The sequence below is a fragment of the Streptomyces sp. NPDC046881 genome (assembly GCF_040645015.1).
Classification (GTDB): domain Bacteria; phylum Actinomycetota; class Actinomycetes; order Streptomycetales; family Streptomycetaceae; genus Streptomyces.
Map to the genome: position 1 here is coordinate 90,308 of NZ_JBEYXJ010000006.1, position 17,953 is coordinate 108,260.

Annotated in this window: 18 protein-coding genes and 1 tRNA gene; 7 read left to right on the top strand and 12 right to left on the bottom strand. The window is 73.3% G+C overall.

The genetic code is table 11. The annotated features are described in order from the left end of the window. Nucleotides 1–14: 14 nt before the first annotated feature. The 5 genes from ABZ923_RS05410 to ABZ923_RS05430 all read right to left on the bottom strand — a co-directional run bounded on the left by ABZ923_RS05410 (nt 15) and on the right by ABZ923_RS05430 (nt 3,450). Nucleotides 15–1,091, bottom strand: coding sequence for a class E sortase (locus ABZ923_RS05410; RefSeq protein ID WP_361467121.1), 1,077 nt, complete (start codon nt 1,089–1,091; stop codon nt 15–17). Then, the gene (locus tag ABZ923_RS05415; protein WP_059250063.1) at nt 1,088–1,726 is read right to left on the bottom strand and encodes an aminodeoxychorismate/anthranilate synthase component II; all 639 of its coding nucleotides are present in this window, start codon (nt 1,724–1,726) and stop codon (nt 1,088–1,090) included. Before ABZ923_RS05415 ends, ABZ923_RS05410 begins: the two co-directional genes overlap by 4 nt. After that, entirely contained in the window at nt 1,723–1,884 is a 162-nt protein-coding gene (locus ABZ923_RS05420) for a hypothetical protein (RefSeq protein WP_030344318.1), read from the bottom strand. The genes ABZ923_RS05415 and ABZ923_RS05420 overlap by 4 nt, the downstream gene beginning before the upstream one ends. A 63-nt stretch (nt 1,885–1,947) precedes the next feature. Then, nucleotides 1,948–2,640: a class E sortase gene (locus ABZ923_RS05425; RefSeq protein ID WP_361467124.1), complete on the bottom strand. Its 693-nt coding sequence runs from the start codon at nt 2,638–2,640 to the stop codon at nt 1,948–1,950. A gap of 21 nt (nt 2,641–2,661) precedes the next feature. Continuing rightward, the gene (locus tag ABZ923_RS05430; RefSeq protein WP_361467127.1) at nt 2,662–3,450 is read right to left on the bottom strand and encodes a DUF881 domain-containing protein; all 789 of its coding nucleotides are present in this window, start codon (nt 3,448–3,450) and stop codon (nt 2,662–2,664) included. 152 nt (nt 3,451–3,602) lie between these two features. Here ABZ923_RS05430 and crgA point away from each other — a divergent pair, with 152 nt between their 5' ends. Then, the gene (crgA, locus tag ABZ923_RS05435; RefSeq protein ID WP_053711550.1) at nt 3,603–3,857 is read left to right on the top strand and encodes a cell division protein CrgA; all 255 of its coding nucleotides are present in this window, start codon (nt 3,603–3,605) and stop codon (nt 3,855–3,857) included. Between the two features lie 289 nt (nt 3,858–4,146). On the opposite strand, the gene ABZ923_RS05440 is transcribed toward crgA, so the two are convergent. Both ABZ923_RS05440 and ABZ923_RS05445 read right to left on the bottom strand, forming a co-directional pair. Next, nucleotides 4,147–5,034: a rhomboid family intramembrane serine protease gene (locus tag ABZ923_RS05440; protein WP_361467130.1), complete on the bottom strand. Its 888-nt coding sequence runs from the start codon at nt 5,032–5,034 to the stop codon at nt 4,147–4,149. A 102-nt stretch (nt 5,035–5,136) separates the two neighbouring features. Beyond that, nucleotides 5,137–5,667, bottom strand: coding sequence for a peptidylprolyl isomerase (locus tag ABZ923_RS05445; RefSeq protein ID WP_361467132.1), 531 nt, complete (start codon nt 5,665–5,667; stop codon nt 5,137–5,139). A 269-nt stretch (nt 5,668–5,936) separates the two neighbouring features. Between ABZ923_RS05445 and ABZ923_RS05450 the strand changes: the two genes are divergently transcribed. Then, nucleotides 5,937–6,638: a DUF5324 family protein gene (locus ABZ923_RS05450; protein ID WP_361467134.1), complete on the top strand. Its 702-nt coding sequence runs from the start codon at nt 5,937–5,939 to the stop codon at nt 6,636–6,638. A 109-nt stretch (nt 6,639–6,747) separates the two neighbouring features. Here ABZ923_RS05450 and ABZ923_RS05455 read toward each other — a convergent pair. Then, nucleotides 6,748–6,820: transfer RNA gene (locus ABZ923_RS05455), tRNA-Ala, on the bottom strand. Between the two features lie 182 nt (nt 6,821–7,002). Here ABZ923_RS05455 and ABZ923_RS05460 point away from each other — a divergent pair. After that, nucleotides 7,003–7,551 (top strand): DNA-binding protein, encoded by a 549-nt coding sequence (locus ABZ923_RS05460; protein ID WP_030982183.1) that lies wholly within the window; start codon nt 7,003–7,005, stop codon nt 7,549–7,551. 142 nt (nt 7,552–7,693) lie between these two features. Next, nucleotides 7,694–9,295, top strand: coding sequence for a serine/threonine-protein kinase (locus ABZ923_RS05465; protein WP_361467137.1), 1,602 nt, complete (start codon nt 7,694–7,696; stop codon nt 9,293–9,295). Here the strand turns inward: ABZ923_RS05465 and ABZ923_RS05470 are convergent. Together ABZ923_RS05470 and ABZ923_RS05475 are read right to left on the bottom strand one after the other, a co-directional pair. Next, the gene (locus tag ABZ923_RS05470) at nt 9,259–10,611 is read right to left on the bottom strand and encodes a hypothetical protein (protein ID WP_361467139.1); all 1,353 of its coding nucleotides are present in this window, start codon (nt 10,609–10,611) and stop codon (nt 9,259–9,261) included. The genes ABZ923_RS05465 and ABZ923_RS05470 overlap by 37 nt on opposite strands. A gap of 229 nt (nt 10,612–10,840) precedes the next feature. Then, nucleotides 10,841–10,969, bottom strand: a complete 129-nt coding sequence (locus ABZ923_RS05475) for a DLW-39 family protein (protein WP_003999697.1) — start codon at nt 10,967–10,969, stop codon at nt 10,841–10,843. Between the two features lie 349 nt (nt 10,970–11,318). Here ABZ923_RS05475 and ABZ923_RS05480 point away from each other — a divergent pair, with 349 nt between their 5' ends. Continuing rightward, nucleotides 11,319–11,660, top strand: coding sequence for a DUF6344 domain-containing protein (locus ABZ923_RS05480; protein ID WP_361467142.1), 342 nt, complete (start codon nt 11,319–11,321; stop codon nt 11,658–11,660). 173 nt (nt 11,661–11,833) lie between these two features. Continuing rightward, complete coding sequence (locus ABZ923_RS05485) at nt 11,834–12,610, top strand: glycosyltransferase family 2 protein (RefSeq protein ID WP_361467144.1); 777 nt, start codon at nt 11,834–11,836, stop codon at nt 12,608–12,610. Here the strand turns inward: ABZ923_RS05485 and ABZ923_RS05490 are convergent. Together ABZ923_RS05490 and ABZ923_RS05495 are read right to left on the bottom strand one after the other, a co-directional pair. Next, nucleotides 12,600–12,818 carry a ferredoxin gene (locus tag ABZ923_RS05490; protein WP_361467146.1) on the bottom strand — a complete coding sequence of 73 codons (219 nt, stop codon included), beginning with the start codon at nt 12,816–12,818 and terminating at the stop codon, nt 12,600–12,602. The genes ABZ923_RS05485 and ABZ923_RS05490 overlap by 11 nt on opposite strands. Nucleotides 12,819–12,897: 79 nt before the next feature. After that, entirely contained in the window at nt 12,898–13,371 is a 474-nt protein-coding gene (locus ABZ923_RS05495) for a hypothetical protein (RefSeq protein WP_361467147.1), read from the bottom strand. A 487-nt stretch (nt 13,372–13,858) separates the two neighbouring features. Between ABZ923_RS05495 and ABZ923_RS05500 the strand changes: the two genes are divergently transcribed. Beyond that, nucleotides 13,859–17,896, top strand: a complete 4,038-nt coding sequence (locus ABZ923_RS05500; RefSeq protein ID WP_361467150.1) for an AAA family ATPase — start codon at nt 13,859–13,861, stop codon at nt 17,894–17,896. The last annotated feature ends 57 nt before the right edge of the window (nt 17,897–17,953 follow it).

Consider the following 17,953-nt stretch of genomic DNA (forward strand, 5'->3'; position numbering starts at 1 on the left):
TACTCGGTGAAGCCCTACTCGATGAGCGCGTCCGGCTTGCCCTTGCTGCGCGGGCGTTCCTGGACCATCTTGCCCCAGACGATCAGCCGGTACTTGCTGGTGAACTCCGGCGTGCAGGTGGTCAGGGTGATGTAGCGGCCGGGCCGGGTGAAACCGGAACCGGGCGGGACGGGATCGAGCACGCTGGTGTTGGACGGCGGGGTGACCGGCAGCATCGAGGTCACCTTGTACACGAAGTACGTGTCCTGCGTCTCGACCACGACCGCGTCACCGGCCTCCAGCCGGTTGATGTACCGGAACGGCTCGCCGTGCGTGTTGCGGTGCGCCGCGAGCCCGAAGTTGCCGGTCTTCGCCTCGGGCATCGCCGTCTTCAGCGGGGCCTCGCCGTAGTGCCCGACCATCCCCTTGTCGAGCACCTTCTTGTTGCTGATGCCCTCCGCGATCGGCGCCACCACGTCCAGCTTGGGGATGTGCAGTATCGCGAAGCCCTGCCCCGGCTCGAAGACACCCGGGTTCCGCTTGCCGCTGGCCCAGTCGTCCTGGAGCTGGTGCGTCTCGCTGCCGGCCTGCGCGTGCGCGCGCACGTTGGTCCACCACAGCTGGTAGGTGACGAACAGCAGCATCAGCACGCCGGTGGTGATGAACACCTCGCCGATCAGCCGGCTCACGACGGTGGCCGGGCCGGCCTTGCGCAGCCGGGCCTGGCGGCGGGCCTCCACCCGGGTCAGGGGCCGCTGCGGGTCCCGCTGCGTCGGGGCAGCCGTCGTCTCCCGGGCCCCGCCGTGCCGCCCGCCACGCCGCTTGGCGGCCTTTCTCCGGGCCGCACGGCCGCCCGGAGCGGCTGGGGAGGCAGCAGAGCCCCAAGAGGCCGCAGAGGCGCCCGTGGGCCCGTTCTCCGGGCCGAATCCCGCCGGGAGCCGGAGCGCCATCGTCTCCTCGTCGGCCGCGGGCAGGCCGTCCTCGGTCAGCCGGGGCATCGGCGCCGTCGCCGGATCCGGCCGGCGTCCCGCGTACGGCCGCGCACCGACGGAGGACTCGTACGGGCTGTCGCCGCCGTACAAGTCCTCGCGCTCGGGGCGCAGGGCGGTCACGCCGTGGCCCTGCCCACCACCGGGGCGAGCCCCGCCGACCTCGCCACGGCACCCTGGTCGCCGCACTCCGCCAGCCAGTTGGCCAGCATCCGGTGCCCGTGCTCGGTCAGCACCGACTCGGGGTGGAACTGCACGCCCTCGACCGGGAGTTCCCGGTGGCGCAGGCCCATGATGATCCCGTCGTGGGTGCGGGCGGTCACCTCCAGCTCGGCCGGGACCGTGGCGGGCTCGGCGGCCAGCGAGTGGTAGCGGGTCGCCGTGAAGGGCGAGGGAAGGCCGGCGAAGACCCCCTTGCCCTCGTGCTCGACCAGCGAGGTCTTGCCGTGCAGCAGCTCGGGCGCCCGGTCGACCACACCGCCGTACGCCACCTGCATCGACTGCATGCCGAGGCACACCCCGAACACCGGCACGCCGGTGGCCGCGCAGTGCCGGACCATGTCCACGCACACGCCCGCCTGCTCCGGCGTCCCGGGGCCGGGCGAGAGCAGCACGCCGTCGAAGCCGTCCTGGGCGTGCGAGGTCGACACCTCGTCGTTGCGCAGGACCTCGCACTCGGCACCCAGCTGGTACAGGTACTGGACGAGGTTGAAGACGAAGCTGTCGTAGTTGTCGACGACGAGAATCCGCGCACTCACTGGTTGTCCACCGTCACATCGTTGAAGGGCAGCAGCGGCTCGGCCCACGGGAAGACGTACTGGAACAGGACGTAGACCACGGCCAGGATCAGGAGGAGGGAGAGGAGCGCCTTCACCCACGCGTTGCCCGGCAGATGCCGCCAGATCCAGCCGTACATGCCGTCCCTTGCCGTCCCTTCCGTATCCCCTACGGCACCAGACCCACGCCGTACGTCACCAGACTAACGGCGCAGGGCCCCCGGTTCGCCTGCCTCCACCGGCTGGGTCGCATCGAGGTGCGCCCAGACGATCAGCCGGTGACTGTGCCCCCATTCCGGATCGCACGTGGTCAGGGTCAGATACCGGCCCGGACGCGGGTACCCGGACTTCCGGGGGACAGCGTCGATCACCCCGACGTCGGTCGGCACGGTTTTGTAGGGGCCTTTGTCGATCCGATACGTGAACCAGGCCGTTCCGTCGGTGAGCACGACCGCGTCGCCCGGCCGCAGCCGGGGGAAGTCCTCGAACGGGTCGCCGTACGTCCGCCGGTGCCCGGCGACGGCGAAGTTGCCCTGCCCGCCGAGGCGCGCGGTGCCCGCGTAGTGGCCGAGGCCCTTCTTCAGGGTGCCGGTCCCGGTGCCCTCCAGCACCGGCTTGCGCCAGGTGGAACCGAGCCGCGGGACGTACATGACGGCAAACGGTTCGCCGGGTGTGTACGGCTTCGACGCCTTCGCCGCCCCGGTCGCCCGCGGCGGCGCCGCGGTCCGCGGCCGGTCACCGGCCCGCGCCCACTCGGCGTGCAGCCGGTCGATCTGGTCGCTCATCGCGCTGTCGGCCCGTACGCCCGTCCAGAACAGCACGTAGCCGACGAAGAGCACGATCAGGGTGCCGACGGTGATGCACAGCTCGCTGACGGTTCTGACGATCACGCGCACCGGCGGCTCCCGGACGGACGTCTACCCCACTGGCTTCGCGTAGTGCAGATCCACTGTGCCGGAGTACCCCGGGAGAGTCACCGTCCCGTCGTCGGTGACTTTCCAGCCGAGGCCGTAGACGTTGACGTAGACCATGTAGGTCTGGATCGCCTTGCTCGCGGCGAGCGCCTGCTTCAGCCGGTCCGGGTCCCCGACCGCCGTGATCTTGTACGGCGGTGAGTAGACGCGGCCCTGGAGGATCAGGGTGTTGCCGACGCAGCGCACCGCGCTGGTGGAGATCAGCCGCTGGTCCATGACCTTGATGCCCCGGGCGCCGCCCTGCCACAGCGCGTTCACCACGGCCTGGAGGTCCTGCTGGTGGATGACCAGGTAGTCGGGCTGCGGCTCGGGGTAGCCGGGGAGCTTGGCGGTGGCGCCGGGCGGGGCGTCGTCGAGGGTGACGGTGACGGCCTTGCCGGTCAGCTTCCGGGTGCCCGCGCTCTTCTCCAGCCCGCCGAGCTTCTCGTCCTGGGCCCTGGTGCTGCCGTCGTCCCGCTCGGCGAGCGACTCCACGCTGTCCCGCAGGGTCGCGTTGGACTCGTCCAGCGCCTTGTTCTTGCGGCTGCGCTGCTGGATCAGGTCGGACAGCTTCAGCAGCGAGCCGTCCTGGCGGATGTCGGTGCCCTTGGCCGTGTCGAAGCTGGTGAAGAAGATCAGCCCGGCGAGGGCGAAGACGGCCGCCGTGAGCATCCGCACGGGCCGCAGACGCGGCCGGCGAACGGGGTCCGCACCCGTTGATCCCGTCCCGGGGGAGTCGGCAGAATTGCTCAACGTACCCTTATCTCCTTCGGCGCCGCGGAAGCACTACGCTAACGGACGCCCGGGGGAGCACACAGAGTCGTCATGTTGGCCCCTTGTACGCTGCCCCGAGCCCGACCCAGTTACCTGCGCGGCCACGCAGCGCATCGACAGGAGAGACCCTCGTGCCGAAGTCACGTATCCGCAAGAAGGCCGACTACACGCCGCCGCCCGCGAAGCAGGCGCAGGCCATCAAGCTCACCAACCGCGCCTGGGTCGCGCCCGTCATGCTGGCCATGTTCCTGATCGGCCTGGCCTGGATCGTGGTGTTCTACGTGACGGACGGCTCGCTGCCCATCGACAGCCTGGACAACTGGAACATCGTGGTGGGCTTCGGCTTCATCGCCGCCGGCTTCGGTGTCTCCACGCAGTGGAAGTAGCGCCCCCGGCACCTCGGGAAACAGCTCTGCCCAGGGCTATCCACTGAGTTATCCACAGCCGTTTTCCACATGGGGAAAAGAACGACGATCTGTGGATAACCCATCGGGTGTTGACGCCGGTGTGACTGGCCAAGTGGCCGTCAGACATCCGTTCGCCCCCTGCCTGACCTGCGGGAACACATCCGAGCGGCAGGGGGCACAGCTGTGTCCGCACGGTGTGCACAAGATCGGCCACAGCCTGTGGACAACGGTTCGGTAGCAGGGTGTTCCCCCGCTTCCCACCGGCCGCTCAGGTCAGCTGAGCGGTTCTGACCAGCACCAGCGCCAGCGACAGCGCCAGGACGACGGCACAGGTGCCGTACTGCACCAGCGACCGCCTCTCGCGCGGGGCGTGCACCATCGCGTACCCGGTGACGACACCGGCGACGAGCCCGCCGATGTGCGCCTCCCAGGAGATGTTCATGGACGGGTTGAAGGTGAAGATCAGGTTGATCACCAGCAGGGCGATGACCGGCCGCATGTCGTAGTTGAGCCGGCGCATCAGCACCGCGGTGGCGCCGAAGAGGCCGAAGATCGCGCCCGAGGCACCGAGCGAGGCGGTGGTCGGGGAGGCGAGCAGGTAGGTCAGCGCGCCGCCGGCCAGCCCGGAGGCGAAGTAGACCGCCAGGTAGCGGGCCCGGCCGAGGGCCGCTTCCAGGGGACCGCCGACCCACCACAGGCTCAGCATGTTGAAGCCGATGTGCCAGTACTGCTCGTGCGCGAACATCGACGACGCGAAGCGGTACCACTCGCCGCCGGCGACACCCGAGGTCGGCGTGAACGGCTTGGGCGGCCAGGCGCCGTAGAGCACCACGTCGTCCAGGAGGGAGCGGTCGGCCTGGATGGCGATGAACACCGCGAGGTTGATCCCGATCAGGATCTTGGTGAGCAGCCGGGGGTCGGCCGTGACCGTGCCCCCGGCGAGCGTGCGCGGCCGCGACGCCTGCGGCGCGTGCCCCGTACCGGAGCCGCCGCGGACGCAGTCCGGGCACTGGAAGCCGACCGAGGCGCTGACCATGCACTCGGGGCAGATGGGGCGCTCACAGCGGGTGCAGCGCACGCCGGTCTCGCGGTCCGGGTGCCGGTAGCACACGGGCACGCTCCGGGCGTCCTGCGCGCTCCCTGCGGCCTGGTCCATCAGTTCCCCTTGGTCGTCGTGCCCGTACCTGGTCGTACGGTGCTTACGGCACTATCCTGCACCGTTCATCCTTACGGACGAGCGGTGCGTTTGGTTCCCTTCTCAGGCCTCGCGCGTCTCGACGGCCACCGTCTCGATGACGACGTCGACGAGCGGCCGGTCGTTGCGGCCGGTCGGCACGTTCGCGATGGCGTCGACCACCTTCCGGCCGGCCGGGCCGGTGACCTCGCCGAAGATGGTCCGCTTGCCGTTGAGCCAGGTGCTCGGCGTGACCGTGATGAAGAACTGGGAGCCGTTGGTGCCCGGGCCGGCGTTGGCCATGGCCATCAGGTACGGGGTGTCGAAGGCCAGGTCGGGGTGGCACTCGTCCTCGAACCCGTAGCCGGGGCCGCCCAGGCCGTTCCCCAGCGGATCCCCGCCCTGGATCATGAACCCGCTGATGACGGAGTGGAAGACCGTGCCGTCGTAGAGCGGTCTTCTGCTCTTCTCGCCGGTGCCGGGGTGGGTCCACTCGCGCTCCCCGCGGGCCAGCTCGACGAAGTTTCTGACCGTGACGGGAGCGTGCAGCGCGAAGAGCCGCACCTCGATGTCCCCGAGGGTGGTCTTCAGGGTGGCATACAGCTGCTCGGCCACGGTCCGCCTTCCGTTGTAGTCCGCCGCCTTCGATCCTTCCACGGTCCCGCCCGCGCGTCGCCGGGCGGCCGGGACTTCCGCGGGGCGCGCGGCGCCGCGCGGCAATCCGTGGCAGTGTCGAGATGGGGTTCCTGTCGCCCCGAATCAGGCCGAAGCAAGCGATCGGCACCCATATGCCCGCCCGCGCATGCCGCACTCGCCCCCGGCAGGCATGATCCGTAAAAGGGTGGAAAGTCGAAATACCGTACGCCACCGAGGAGGAGGAACCCGTGACCCGCATCGACAGCGTGCGCGCCGCGACCGGCTCGGCGAAGGACAGCGTGCTGCACGCCGCGGAAGTGGTGGCGCCCTACACCGACACGGCCAAGGAGCGTGCCGCGTACTACGCGCAAGAGGCACGCGTACGGCTGGCGCCCGTGGTGTCGCAGGCCGCCGAACAGGCCCGCGTGCAGTACGACGCCCGGCTCGCCCCGCGCCTGGAGCAGGCCCGCGCCCATGTACCGCCGAAGGTGGACGTGGTCGCACACGAGGCCGCCGTCCGTACCCGCAAGGCCGCCCGGCAGGCCGCCGACTACTCACGTCCCAGGCTGGAGCAGGCCGTCGCCGCGACCGCTCCGGTACGCGACGAGGCCGCCGCGCGCGGCGCCGCCGCGCTGGCCGCGCTGCGCGGCCAGGTCTCGGCGAAGCAGATCCAGAAGCTGGCCCGGCGCAATGCCCGGCGGTCCCGGGCCGGCCGTGCCGTGAAGCTGGCGGCGGTGGTGACCGCCGTGGCGGGCGGCGCCTTCGCGGCCTGGAAGTGGTGGGACAAGCAGGCCAACCCGGACTGGCTGGTCGAACCGCCCGCGGCGACGGAGGTCCCCGACGGGGGCCGCCTCACCTCGGTCGACGGCACCGGCCCGGCGGGCCTGGATCCCGAGGTCGAGGCCAAGCAGGCCGAGGAGGACGCGGCCGACCGCGACGACGAGGCGTGAAGGACGTCCAGGCGTGAAGGACGCCAAGGCATGAGGACGGAAAACTGACGATTTATCGGAAAATGCCCTCCGGCACTGCGTTTTCGCAGGCCGGAGGGCATTTTCTGTGTGGAGCCTAGGGGAGTCGAACCCCTGACATCCGCCATGCAAAGACGGCGCTCTACCAACTGAGCTAAGGCCCCGGAAAGGAGCGCCCGGCCGGAGGAATCGCGTTCCGGCGGGTGCCGCAGACCAGAGTACCGGGTCACCCCCCGTATCCCGCAAAAAGATTGGGGGTCCCCGCGGATGACCACTCTCCGTAAGATGCTCGGCGTGGTTCGCTACAGCGAACCGCGGTTTTCAGGGGAAGCGATGGGGAGACGCAATGGACGCCGCACAGCAGGAAGCCACTGCGAGAGCGCGGGAGCTGCAGCGGAACTGGTACGGGGAGCCGTTGGGGGCGCTCTTCCGTAAGCTCATCGACGATCTCGGGCTGAACCAGGCCCGGCTCGCGGCGGTCCTGGGCCTGTCCGCTCCGATGCTCTCGCAGCTGATGAGCGGCCAGCGCGCGAAGATCGGCAATCCCGCGGTGGTCCAGCGGGTGCAGCTGCTGCAGGAACTGGCGTCCCAGGTCGCGGACGGCAGTGTCAGCGCCGCCGAGGCGACCGAGCGCATGGACGAGATCAAGAAGTCGCAGGGGGGCTCGGTGCTCAGCAACACCACGCACACCACGAACAGTTCGGGTGCGCCCACGGTCAAGCGCGTGGTCCGCGAGATCCAGTCGCTGCTCCGCTCGGTGGCCGCCGCCGGCGACATCATCGACGCCGCGGACACCCTCGCCCCGAGCCACCCCGAACTCGCCGAGTTCCTCCGTGTCTACGGCGCCGGCCGCACCTCGGACGCCGTCGCGCACTACCAGTCGCACCAGAACTGACCGGCCGGCCGGCACACCGGAGGGGGTCCGGTGCGCCGGCCGGGCCGTGGTGGGGCGGGTGCTCCCGTCGTGGGTAGGGAGCGCCCAGGGGGAACAAGGGGCGCGGGGGGTTCGTCGGGCTAGGGGAGGAGCGGCGGCTGCCATGGGTGAGGTGTTCGCCGGCCGGTACGAGCTGGCCGACCCGATCGGCCGGGGCGGGGTGGGCGCCGTGTGGCGCGCCTGGGACCATCGCCGCCGGCGGTACGTGGCCGCGAAGGTCCTCCAGCAACGCGATGCCCACTCCCTGCTCCGCTTCGTGCGCGAGCAGGCGCTGCGCATCGACCATCCGCACGTGCTCGCGCCGGCCAGCTGGGCCGCCGACGACGACAAGGTGCTGTTCACCATGGACCTGGTCGCCGGCGGCTCGCTGGTCCACCTGGTCGGCGACTACGGCCCGCTCCCGCCGGTGTTCGTGTGCACCCTGCTCGACCAGTTGCTGTCCGGGCTCGCCGCCGTGCACGCGGAGGACGTCGTCCACCGGGACATCAAGCCCGCCAACGTGCTCCTGGAGGCCACCGGTACGGGCCGGCCGCGGCTCCGGCTGTCCGACTTCGGCATCGCCATGCGGCTCGGGGAACCGCGGCTGACGGAGACCAACCTCGTGGTGGGCACGCCCGGTTACCTCGCGCCCGAGCAGATGCTGGGCGCCGAACCCGACTTCCCGGCCGACCTGTTCGCCGTCGGCCTGGTCGCCCTGTACCTCCTGGAGGGCGCCAAGCCCGACGCGAAGGCGCTGGTGCAGTACTTCCTGGAACACGGCACGCCCGGCCCGCCCAAGGGCATCCCGGAACCGCTCTGGCAGGTCGTCGCCTCGCTGCTCCAGCCGGACCCCGCGGACCGTTTCCGCACCGCCACGGGGGCGCGCAAGGCGCTCGCGGCCGCCGCGGAGCTCCTGCCGGAGCCGGGCCCGGACGACGAACTCATCGAGATCTTCGACCAACTCGGCCCGCTTCCCCCCGGGTTCGGGCCGCACGGTCCGCTCGGGCAGGCGTCCGGTGTGGCGTTGGACCTGGTCCCGGGCGAGCCGACGGAGCCGGCCAACGGCGAGGCCCGCGAATCAGCCCCGGGGACAGGGCTGTTCACGGGTCCCGGGGCGGGCCTGGGTCCCGGTGCGGGCAGGGATCCCGGGGTGGGCCTGGGGTCCGGGGCGGGCCCCGGTTTCGGCACGGGCCCGGGTCCCGGTAGAGGCCCCGGGTCCGGCACGGGTCCCGGCTCCGGGGCGGGCCTGGGTTCCGGGGCGGGCCTGGGTTCCGGGACAGGCAGGGATCCCGGGGCGGGCCTGGGTTCCAGTACGGGCCCCGGTCCCGGCACAGGCCCGGGCCCCGGTACAGCCCCGGGTTCCCGCACAGGCCCCGGTTCCGATGCGCCCACCTCCACCGGCTCCCTCTCCGACACCGGCAGCTTCCGGCTGCCGCCGCCCCGGTGGTCCCCGGCCCCCCGTCCGGACCCCGGCCCGCCCGCGCCCCTGGTGCCGGGCGGTGTGCCGGACCCCCGCGTCGACACCACCACGGCGGCGTACACCGCCCGCGACCCGCGGGTTACCCCTCCGCCCCCGCTCCCGGCGCCGCCCGTCCGGCGTGCACGGGGCCGTCGCGGGCGGCGCGCGGCCCGTCGTCCCGGGCCTCCGGCCAGGGCCGCGATCCCGATCCTGCTGCTGGCGCTCGCCTGCTACGCGGTGGGTTTCTGGGCGCTGACCCGGGTGTGAGCCCGCCGGGCCGCCACCGTCCACCCGCCGAGGAGGAGCAGCAGCGCGGTTCCCGTGCCGATCCCGCCGACGGCGACCAGCCGCATCGCCCGGTTCCCGGTCCCGTCCCCGGGGCCCGGGGCCGCCGCGGCCTCCCGCTCCTGCTCGGTGAGCGTGAAGACGTCGTCGGGCACGGGCCGGCCGGCGTATCCGGGCCCGGCGTGCGCCCGGCCGCCCACCCGCACCCGCAGGGTCACGTCGAACGGCCCCTGCCCGAACGTGCCGGCCAGTTGCGCGCTGAGGTGGACGACGAGGTAGTAGTCGCCGGCGAAGCGGACGGAGGTCACCGCGGCGGGCACGGCGTGGCGGTTGGCGTACTCCACCGGCGGGAGCGGGGCGAGGGCGGCGGACTTCGGGGCGCCGGTGTAGCCGAGGGAGGTGTCGTCGACGTAGCCGCGCACGGGGTTGTGGAGGGAGAGGTTCAGCGCGCCGCCGACATAGCCGTGGCCGGGGGCGCCGCCCAGGTCGGCGGAGGCGTGCAGCTGCTGGCCCCAGTCCAGCGGCACCTTGTAGAAGCGGGTCTCGCCGGGTGCGAGGGTGGTCCGCCAGACGCCCTGGCCGAGCGGGCGGGCGGTGGTGAAGCCGGTGCCGCCGGCGCGCTCGCGGGCGGCGCCGGTGAGGGGCTCCGGTGTGGCGGAGTCCCAGGTCTGCGGCGCGGTGGTGGGGCCGGCCCGGGTGAGGCCGGGTTCCGTGGCGGGCGCGATCTCCAGGTCCCACCGGCCGGCCCGGGCCGCGGCCCCGGAGCCCCCGGAGCCCCCGGAGCCCTCGGAGTCGAGCCGTTCGACGAGCACGTAGTAGGTCCCTCCGCCCTGGCACAGCGCCTTGCCGGTGTCGCGCTGGGCCAGGGCGGTGACCGGCCGGGGGCTGAGCCCGGCGCCGAAGCGGGCGGAGGCGTAGGAGCAGGGGGTGCCCTTGGCGTCCTGGAGCGAGACGCGGATGCCGTCGGTGGCGGAGACGGTGGTGCCCGCGGGCGGTACGGCGGTGACGGGGACGTACGCCGTCCCGGCGGCGGTGAGGTGGAGGCGGTAGTAGAGCCTGCCGTTGCGCGGCAGGGAGCTGCGGTAGGTGCGGCCGGGATCCAGCAGGGCGGCGTCCGCGGTGGGCCGCTGCACGCCGGTGACGCCGCGGGCGCCGGGCGCGAAGGAGTACGGCGCCGGCACCGGCGGCGCGGCGGCGGCCGGCGCACCGGCCGGCAGGGCGAGGGCCACGCACAGTGCCAGCAGCAGGATCAGGCCGCGCCGTCTCGTCCGTGCCGCCGTACCGCCTCGCGCCCCCACGCGCCACCACCCCCAGTCGTCGCACGGCCGCCCACGGACCGCAGGCCCCATCCTGCCCCGGCCGCCGCTGCGCCATCCGGGCAACGCCCGCGCCCGTCCGAAACCCGCCCGGCCCGTGCGGCGCCCTGTCCGACCGCTAGCCCACCCGCCGGGCGCCCGCAACCCGGGGGGAAACGCAAAACCCCGACCGCGCAGGCGGCCGGGGTCGGTTCAGATCGGGTATCGGGACTCACGAACCCGTGGGCACGGAGTCAGTCGCCTCCGTCCACAGATCCTGCTCGGCGCGATCCGCCTGGATCTGGCGGTACACGAGGAGCCCGCCGATGGCGGCCAGTGCGACCAGGAGCAGCTTCTTCACCGCGCGACCTCGTCTTTCCTTGACGTAGGGGACCTCTGGCGCCCGACTATACACACCGACCGAAACCGATCGGTGACCTGCGCCGTGGGCCAACTCCCGCCCCCCGAAGCGCAATAGGCCTGGTCGGAGGCGGTTCCGACCGGAGGGTGACGGCCCCTCCACGGACGGTTACTTTGCTCCCTCTTCGCTCACCCTCACCGCGTTTTGCGGGGTTTCCCTCCCTCTTGCACCCATCCGAGTGGTGTTCATCAGAACATCGCCGCGCCACGGGCGTCGGTCCACCACCTCGCGGCGCTCATACACATCATGAGGAAAGTACGCAAATCGCCCAACCCGAAAGTGAGGGGCCATGACCAAGAACAAGGTCATGAAGCTGTGGACCGCCATCGTCACCGCCTTCCTCGCGCTGTGCACGGCGCTCGGACTCGCCACCGCCGCCTCCGCGACCGCCGCCGCGGCCGGACCCCGGACCGAGAGCCCCCGCACCGGCACCGCGCAGCACACGAGCCCGACGATCCCGGCGACACACCACTGGGTCTGGTCCCAGGCCAGGGCCCTGCCCCCCACGATGAAACAGCGGATCCGGGCCGAGGCCCACGGCAAGACCCCCGGTTGCCGGCACCGTCCGCTCACCGACACCCAGGCCGAGACCACGTCCCAGGACCACCCAGCGGAGTCCCTCGACTGCTGATCCCTCCCCGCCGCAGTACCGCAACGTCTCGACCGCACGGCGACTTGCGTACGCACCAGTCGACACGGAAAGACCCCCGGCCGGGTTCGGCCGGGGGTCTCGCGCTGTTCCGGCCCCCGGTACGACATGCTCGAAGCACCTCGTAGACCACCGACGTACGACCCGGAAAGGTGGTGAGCGCTGCCGTGAACCGGCGCGTCACCGTAGTCACCGCTGTCCACGGCCCGTCCGCCCGGTTCCTGCCGGACGCGTACGCGTCCCTGTGCGCCCAGCGGCTGCCCGCCGGCTGGGAGTGGGACTGGGTCGTGCAGCAGGACGGCACGACCGGGGAGGTCCGCCCGCACGTCCCGGACGACGCCCGGGTGTCCTTCCGCCGGGGCCGGCCGGGCGGTCCCGGGGTCGCCCGGACGATCGCGCTGGCGCGCGCCGAGGGCGCCTACGTCAAGGTGCTGGACGCCGACGACCAGCTCACCCCGGGTGCGCTCGCCCGGGACGTGGCCGTCCTGGAGGCCGACCCGACGATCGGCTGGACGACGTCCCGCGTCCTGGACCTGCTGCCCGACGGCTCCACGGCCGGCTTCCCCGGCGACCCCGACGACGGCCCGATCGAGCGCGGCACCGTCCTCGACCGGTGGAGGCGGAACGACTTCCGCGCCCCGGTCCACCCGGCGAGCCTGTGCGTACGGCGGGAGCTGCTCACCGCCCTGGGCGGCTGGATGGCACTGCCCGCCTCGGAGGACACCGGTCTGCTGCTGGCGCTGGACGCGGTGAGCCGCGGCTGGTTCACGGCCGAGGCCGGTCTGCTGTACCGCAAGTGGGAGGGACAGGTCACGGGTCAGACGGCGCACGTCGACCCCGCCGAACGCGCGGCCCGCACGGCGGTCGCCGAGGCCCGGGCCCGGGCGCTGGCCGCCTTCGACTGGACCTATCCGCCCGCCCCTACCCGCTGAACGGCTCCTCCCCGGCGAGCAGGACCGCCTGCGAGGGGCACCTCTCGGCCGCCTCCCGGACCGCCTCCCGCACCGAGGGGTCCTCGGCCGCCTCCGCGGCGCCGGGCCGTACGACGCCGTACCCGTCCTCGAACGCGAACACGGCCGGCACCCGGTGCGCGCACTCGGCGGAGCCGTAGCACAGGGAGCGGTCGACGGAGACCTTCATGCGTCCTCCACGCGTGGCGGTGACCTCCAGGACGTCACTTCACTGCCCGTCCGCACCCCCGCCGAACCGGACCGCCGGGCTACCGCCGCCCGCCCGCGGCCGAAAGCCAGTGGGCCACCCGGCGGACCGTCGGCTCGTCGAGCCGCTCGGCGAGCGTGCGGACCGCCTCGCCGTCCTCGGGACCCAGGTCGTACAGGCCCGCCTTGCTCAGCCCGGCCATGAGCACCTGGTGGCGGCGGTCCGTCATGCGCTCGGCCAGCCGGGGCGGTTCCGGGGAACCGGTCGCGGGCCGCTCCGGCGCGGGGGCGGGGGGCGGGGCGGACGGGGCGTCGAAGAGGCGCCAGCCGCCGTCCTCGGGCCCCCAGAGGGCGACGGCCGCCTCGGCTCCGCGCGCCCGCACGGTCCGGGTCATGTCCCCGACGGCGTACAGCACCGGCTCCCGGTACGGGGACTCGGCGCCCACCGTCCAGGTGTCCCGGGCCGGCTCGTGGAACATCGCGACCCAGCGGGGCTCGCCGGGCGGCCGCGGGCACCGGGGACGCTGCTTCTCCATGGGACACCTCACCCCTTCGGAACGGACCGGCGGGGCGACCGTAACTGACACACCGTCAGATCACCAGGGTGCGGACGGAGGCGGTGCCGCGGTTCCCGCCCGTCCGGCACCGGTCCCTCCCCTCGTGGGGACCGGTGCCGGACGGTGCCGGGCCGTCGACCCGTGCCATGTCGGCGGTGCGGCACGGGTCGAAGTACGGGGCCGGACGGTGTCCGGGGCGCGCGCGGGCTCATCCGCCGGGCGCGGCAGGTGCTGAGCGATTTCGGCTGAGAACGTTCGGCGCCATGGGCTGTCTCTCCGAGCACCGGGCCGGTGGCCTGTCCGGACGGTGTGTGACGGGTCCGCTACCGGGTCCGGATCCTGCCATCTGGGGCCCCGCAGGAGGAGCTTCCGGTCTCCGGTCCGGTCCTTCCCCGCAGGTCAGCCGTATAAGGTGAGTTTTCCGGTCCGGACGTCCGACACGCGGAGGAAAGTAAGGGGTGGGACCTTGAGTTCCGACTCAGGGGCACGCACAGCCTTCGCCGAGCGCCTGGCGCTGCTGTACAAGGAGGCCGGAAACCCTCCCCTCAAGAGCGTCGCCGAGGCGGTTGTACGGCTGCAGCGGGTCGACGAGCGCGGCCGGCCGGTACGGGTGTCGGCGCAGCGGATCAGCGACTGGCGCCGGGCCCGGAACGTACCGGCCCAGTTCGCCGCCCTCGCCGCGGTCCTGCAGATCCTGATCCCGGAGGCACGGCGCCTGCGGCCCGCCCCGGTCTCCACCGGCCTGTACGACCTCGCCCACTGGCAGCGGCTGTGGGAACTGGCGCTGACCGGCCCCACCGGCGAGCGGCCCGCGCCGCCCGCGGAACGGAACCGGCGGCCACCGGCCCAGGCCCCGCCGGTCGCCGGCGGCGTGTGCCCGTACCGGGGGCTGGCCCCGTACCGCCGGGAGGACGCCCGGTGGTTCTTCGGCCGGGAACGCAGCACGAACGCCCTGGTCGCCCAGCTCCACGCGGCCGAGCGGTCGGGCGGCCTGGTGATGCTGGTCGGCGCCTCGGGGGCGGGCAAGTCGTCCCTGCTGAACGCCGGCCTGGTCCCCGCGGTCCGCAACGGCGCCCCGGACGGCCCGGCGGCTGACGGGGCGGTCCGGCCCCGGCGGGTCCTGCAGCTCGTCCCCGGTGCCGATCCGCTCGGCGAACTGGTCCGCCGCATCCCGGAACTGGCCGAGATCGCCGCCGTCGCCCGCCGGGCCGAGCGCAAGGCCTCGGAGAACCCGACGCTGCCCGGCAGCGGCGCCCCGCACCTCGTCCGGGCCGTACGCGAGGCGGTCGGGGTCTGGGCGGGCCACGACCAGGACCCGGACGCCCGGCCGGTCGTCATCGTGGACCAGTTCGAGGAGACGTTCACCCTCTGCGCCGACGAGGCGGACCGCCGTACGTTCATCCAGTTCCTGCACACCGCCTGCACCCCGCCCGCCGGCTCCGCCGGGCCCGCCCCCGTCCAGGTCGTCCTCGGCATCCGCGCCGACTTCTACGAGCAGTGCCTCGGCTATCCGGAACTCGCCGACGCGCTGCAGCACCGGCACATGGTGCTCGGCCCGCTGACCAGCACCGAGCTGCGCGAGGCGGTGACCGGCCCGGCCAAGGCGGTGGGACTGGAGCTGGAGCCGGGGCTCGCCGAACTGATCGTGCGCGAGGTGAGCGCCGACGGCCCGCGCGGCGCGCACGACGCGGGCGTGCTCCCGCTGCTGTCGCACGCGCTGCTGGCCACCTGGCAGCGCCGCAAGGCCGGGAAGCTGACGCTGGCCGGCTACCGCGCGGCGGGCGGCATCCAGGGCGCGGTCGCGGCGACCGCCGAGCGCGCCTGGTCCGGCCTGGACCCGGCGGCCCGTACCGCCGCCCGGCTGCTGCTGCTGCGACTGGTCCGGCTCGGCGAGGACACCCAGGCCACGCGGCGGCGCGGCACCCGGCGGCAGCTGGCGCAGGAGGCCGCGGACCCCGGCAAGACGGAGGAGTCGCTGGAGGCCCTGGTGCGGGCCCGGCTGGTGACCCTGGACGCCGACACCGTGGAGATCACCCACGAGGCGCTGCTGCACGCCTGGCCCCGGCTGCGGCACTGGATCGACGAGGGCCGCGGCGACCACCTGCTGCGCCAGCGGCTGGAGGAGGACGGCCGGGCCTGGGAGGACTCGGGCCGGGACAGCTCCCTGCTGTACCGGGGGTCCCGGCTGGAGCAGGCCCGCAACTGGGCCCGGTCGGCCGGGGACACCTACCTGACCCGCAGCGCGGTGGAGTTCCTGGCCGCCTCGGTACGGCTGCGCAAGCGCTCGGTGTGGCTGGGCCGCGCCGCGGTGGCGGCACTGGTGGCGCTGGCCGTGCTCGCCGCCGGCTCCGCGGTGATCGCCTCCAAGCAGCGCGACGACGCCGTGTTCGCGCAGGTGCTCGCCGAGGCCGACCGGGTGCAGCACACGGACCCGTCGCTGGCCGCCCAGCTCGACCTGGTCGCGCACCGGCTGCGCCCCGGGGACGAGGGCACCTACAGCCGCCTGATCTCCATCGTGAACGCGCCGCTGGCCACCCCGCTGTCCGGCCACACCGGCGCCGTCTACCTGACCTCGTTCAGCCCGGACGGCCGCACCCTGGCCACGGCCGGCTACGACCGCACGGTCCGGCTGTGGAACGTCACCGACCCCCACCGCCCGGCCCCGCTCGGCAAGCCGCTCACCGGTCACACCAGCTGGGTGAGCAGCGCCGTCTTCAGCCCCGACGGCCGCACGCTGGCCAGCGCAGGCGACGACGGCACCGTCCGGCTGTGGGACGTCACCGACCGCGCCCGCCCGGTGCCGCTCGGTACACCGCTCACCGGCCACACCGGCACCATCTACCTGGTCGCCTTCAGCCCCGACGGCCGCACCCTGGCCACGGCCGGCGAGGACCGCACCGTGCGGCTGTGGGACGTCACCGACCCCCACCGCCCGGCCCCGCCGGCCACGCTGCGCGGACACTCCGCCGCGGTGCGCTCCGTGGCGTTCAGCCCGGACGGGCGGACGCTCGCGACCGGCAGCGACGACGACACCGTCCGGCTGTGGGACGTCACCGCGCCACGCCGCCCGGCGACGGTCCGGACCCTGCGCGGGCACACCGACCTGGTGCACTCGGTGGCCTTCAGCCCCGACGGGCACACCCTGGCCAGCGGCAGCGCGGACGACACCATCCGGCTGTGGGACGTGACCGAACCCGCCCGCGCGGCGGCGGTCGGCGCGCCGCTGACCGGCCACACCGGCCCGATCTGGTCCGTGGCGTTCAGCCCCGACGGCGGCCGGCTGGCCGCCGCGAGCGCCGACAGCACGGCGAGCCTGTGGAACGTCGGCGACCCGGCCTCCCCGTCCCAGATCGGCGAGCCGCTCGCGGGCAGCAGCGGCGAGATGTACGCGCTGGGCTTCAGCCGGGACGGCCGTACCCTCGCCACCGGCAGCGGCGACGGCAAGGTGCGTCTGTGGTCGGTGCCGACCTCGGACATGCTCGGCCGCAGCGGGGCGTTCCGCCCGGACGGTCGCGTTCTGGCCACCGCCGCCCGGGACGGCAGGGTCCGGCTGTGGAACGTGGCCCGGCCCGGCCGGCCCGTCATGCTGGGAGCGCCGTTCATGCCCGCCGACGGCGGCCACCGTTCGATGACGTTCTCCCCCGACGGCCACACCCTCGCCCTGCTGAACGGCATGAGCAGGCTGTACCTGTGGGACGTCACCGACCCGTCCCACCCGGTGCGTGGCGCGTCCGTCGCCCTGCGGACCCGGTTCGCGGGCGGCACGCTGGCGTACAGCCCGGACGGGAAAGTGCTCGCCACGGCCTACGACGACCGCACCATCCAGCTGTGGGACGTCACCGACCCCGCCCGTGCCGTCCCGCTCGGCAAGCCGCTCGCCGGCCACCGCGGCTATGTCGAGGCCGTCGTCTTCAGCCCGGACGGCCGCACCCTGGCCAGCGGCAGCGCGGACCGCACCATCCGCCTGTGGAACGTCACCGACCCCGCCCGTGCCGTCCCGCTCGGCAAGCCGCTCCCGGCACACTCGGGCCCGGTCAACGCCCTCGACTACAGTCCCGACGGCCGCACCCTGGCCAGCGGCGGCGACGACGACATGGTCCGGCTGTGGAACGTCACGGATCCGGCCACCGCGAGCGCGCTGGGCGACCCGCTCTCCGGCCACACCGAGGCGGTCGCGTCCGTGACGTTCAGCGCCGACGGCCGCACCCTGGCCAGCGGCGGCAACGACAACACGGTCCGCCTGTGGAACGTCGCCGAGCCGGACTCGGCGACCCCGATCGGCCAGTCGATGAGCCCCAACGCCAAGACCGGCGCCTTCCTCTCCTTCAGCCCCAACAGCCATGTCCTCGGCGTCTCCAGCGGCAGCGACACCATCCGCCTGTGGAGCCTGGACGACGACGCGGCGATCCGGCACATCTGCTCGGTCACCCGGGGCGTCCTGACCCGGCACCGGTGGCAGGAGTACCTCTCCCGCCTCTCCTACGACCCCCCGTGCGGTCGATGATCGGCCAACATCCCTGATTCCCCCCGGACTTGGCCCCATGGAACCGACAACCTTGTT

Excerpts from the sequence above, each read along its gene's own strand:
- ABZ923_RS05460 (WP_030982183.1), top strand. The coding sequence starts at position 7,003 with ATGGACGCCGCACAGCAGGAAGCCACTGCGAGAGCGCGGGAGCTGCAG.
- ABZ923_RS05420 (WP_030344318.1), bottom strand. The coding sequence starts at position 1,884 with ATGTACGGCTGGATCTGGCGGCATCTGCCGGGCAACGCGTGGGTGAAG.
- ABZ923_RS05465 (WP_361467137.1), top strand. The coding sequence starts at position 7,694 with ATGGGTGAGGTGTTCGCCGGCCGGTACGAGCTGGCCGACCCGATCGGC.
- ABZ923_RS05440 (WP_361467130.1), bottom strand. The coding sequence starts at position 5,034 with ATGGACCAGGCCGCAGGGAGCGCGCAGGACGCCCGGAGCGTGCCCGTG.
- ABZ923_RS05495 (WP_361467147.1), bottom strand. The coding sequence starts at position 13,371 with ATGGAGAAGCAGCGTCCCCGGTGCCCGCGGCCGCCCGGCGAGCCCCGC.
- ABZ923_RS05480 (WP_361467142.1), top strand. The coding sequence starts at position 11,319 with ATGACCAAGAACAAGGTCATGAAGCTGTGGACCGCCATCGTCACCGCC.
- ABZ923_RS05490 (WP_361467146.1), bottom strand. The coding sequence starts at position 12,818 with ATGAAGGTCTCCGTCGACCGCTCCCTGTGCTACGGCTCCGCCGAGTGC.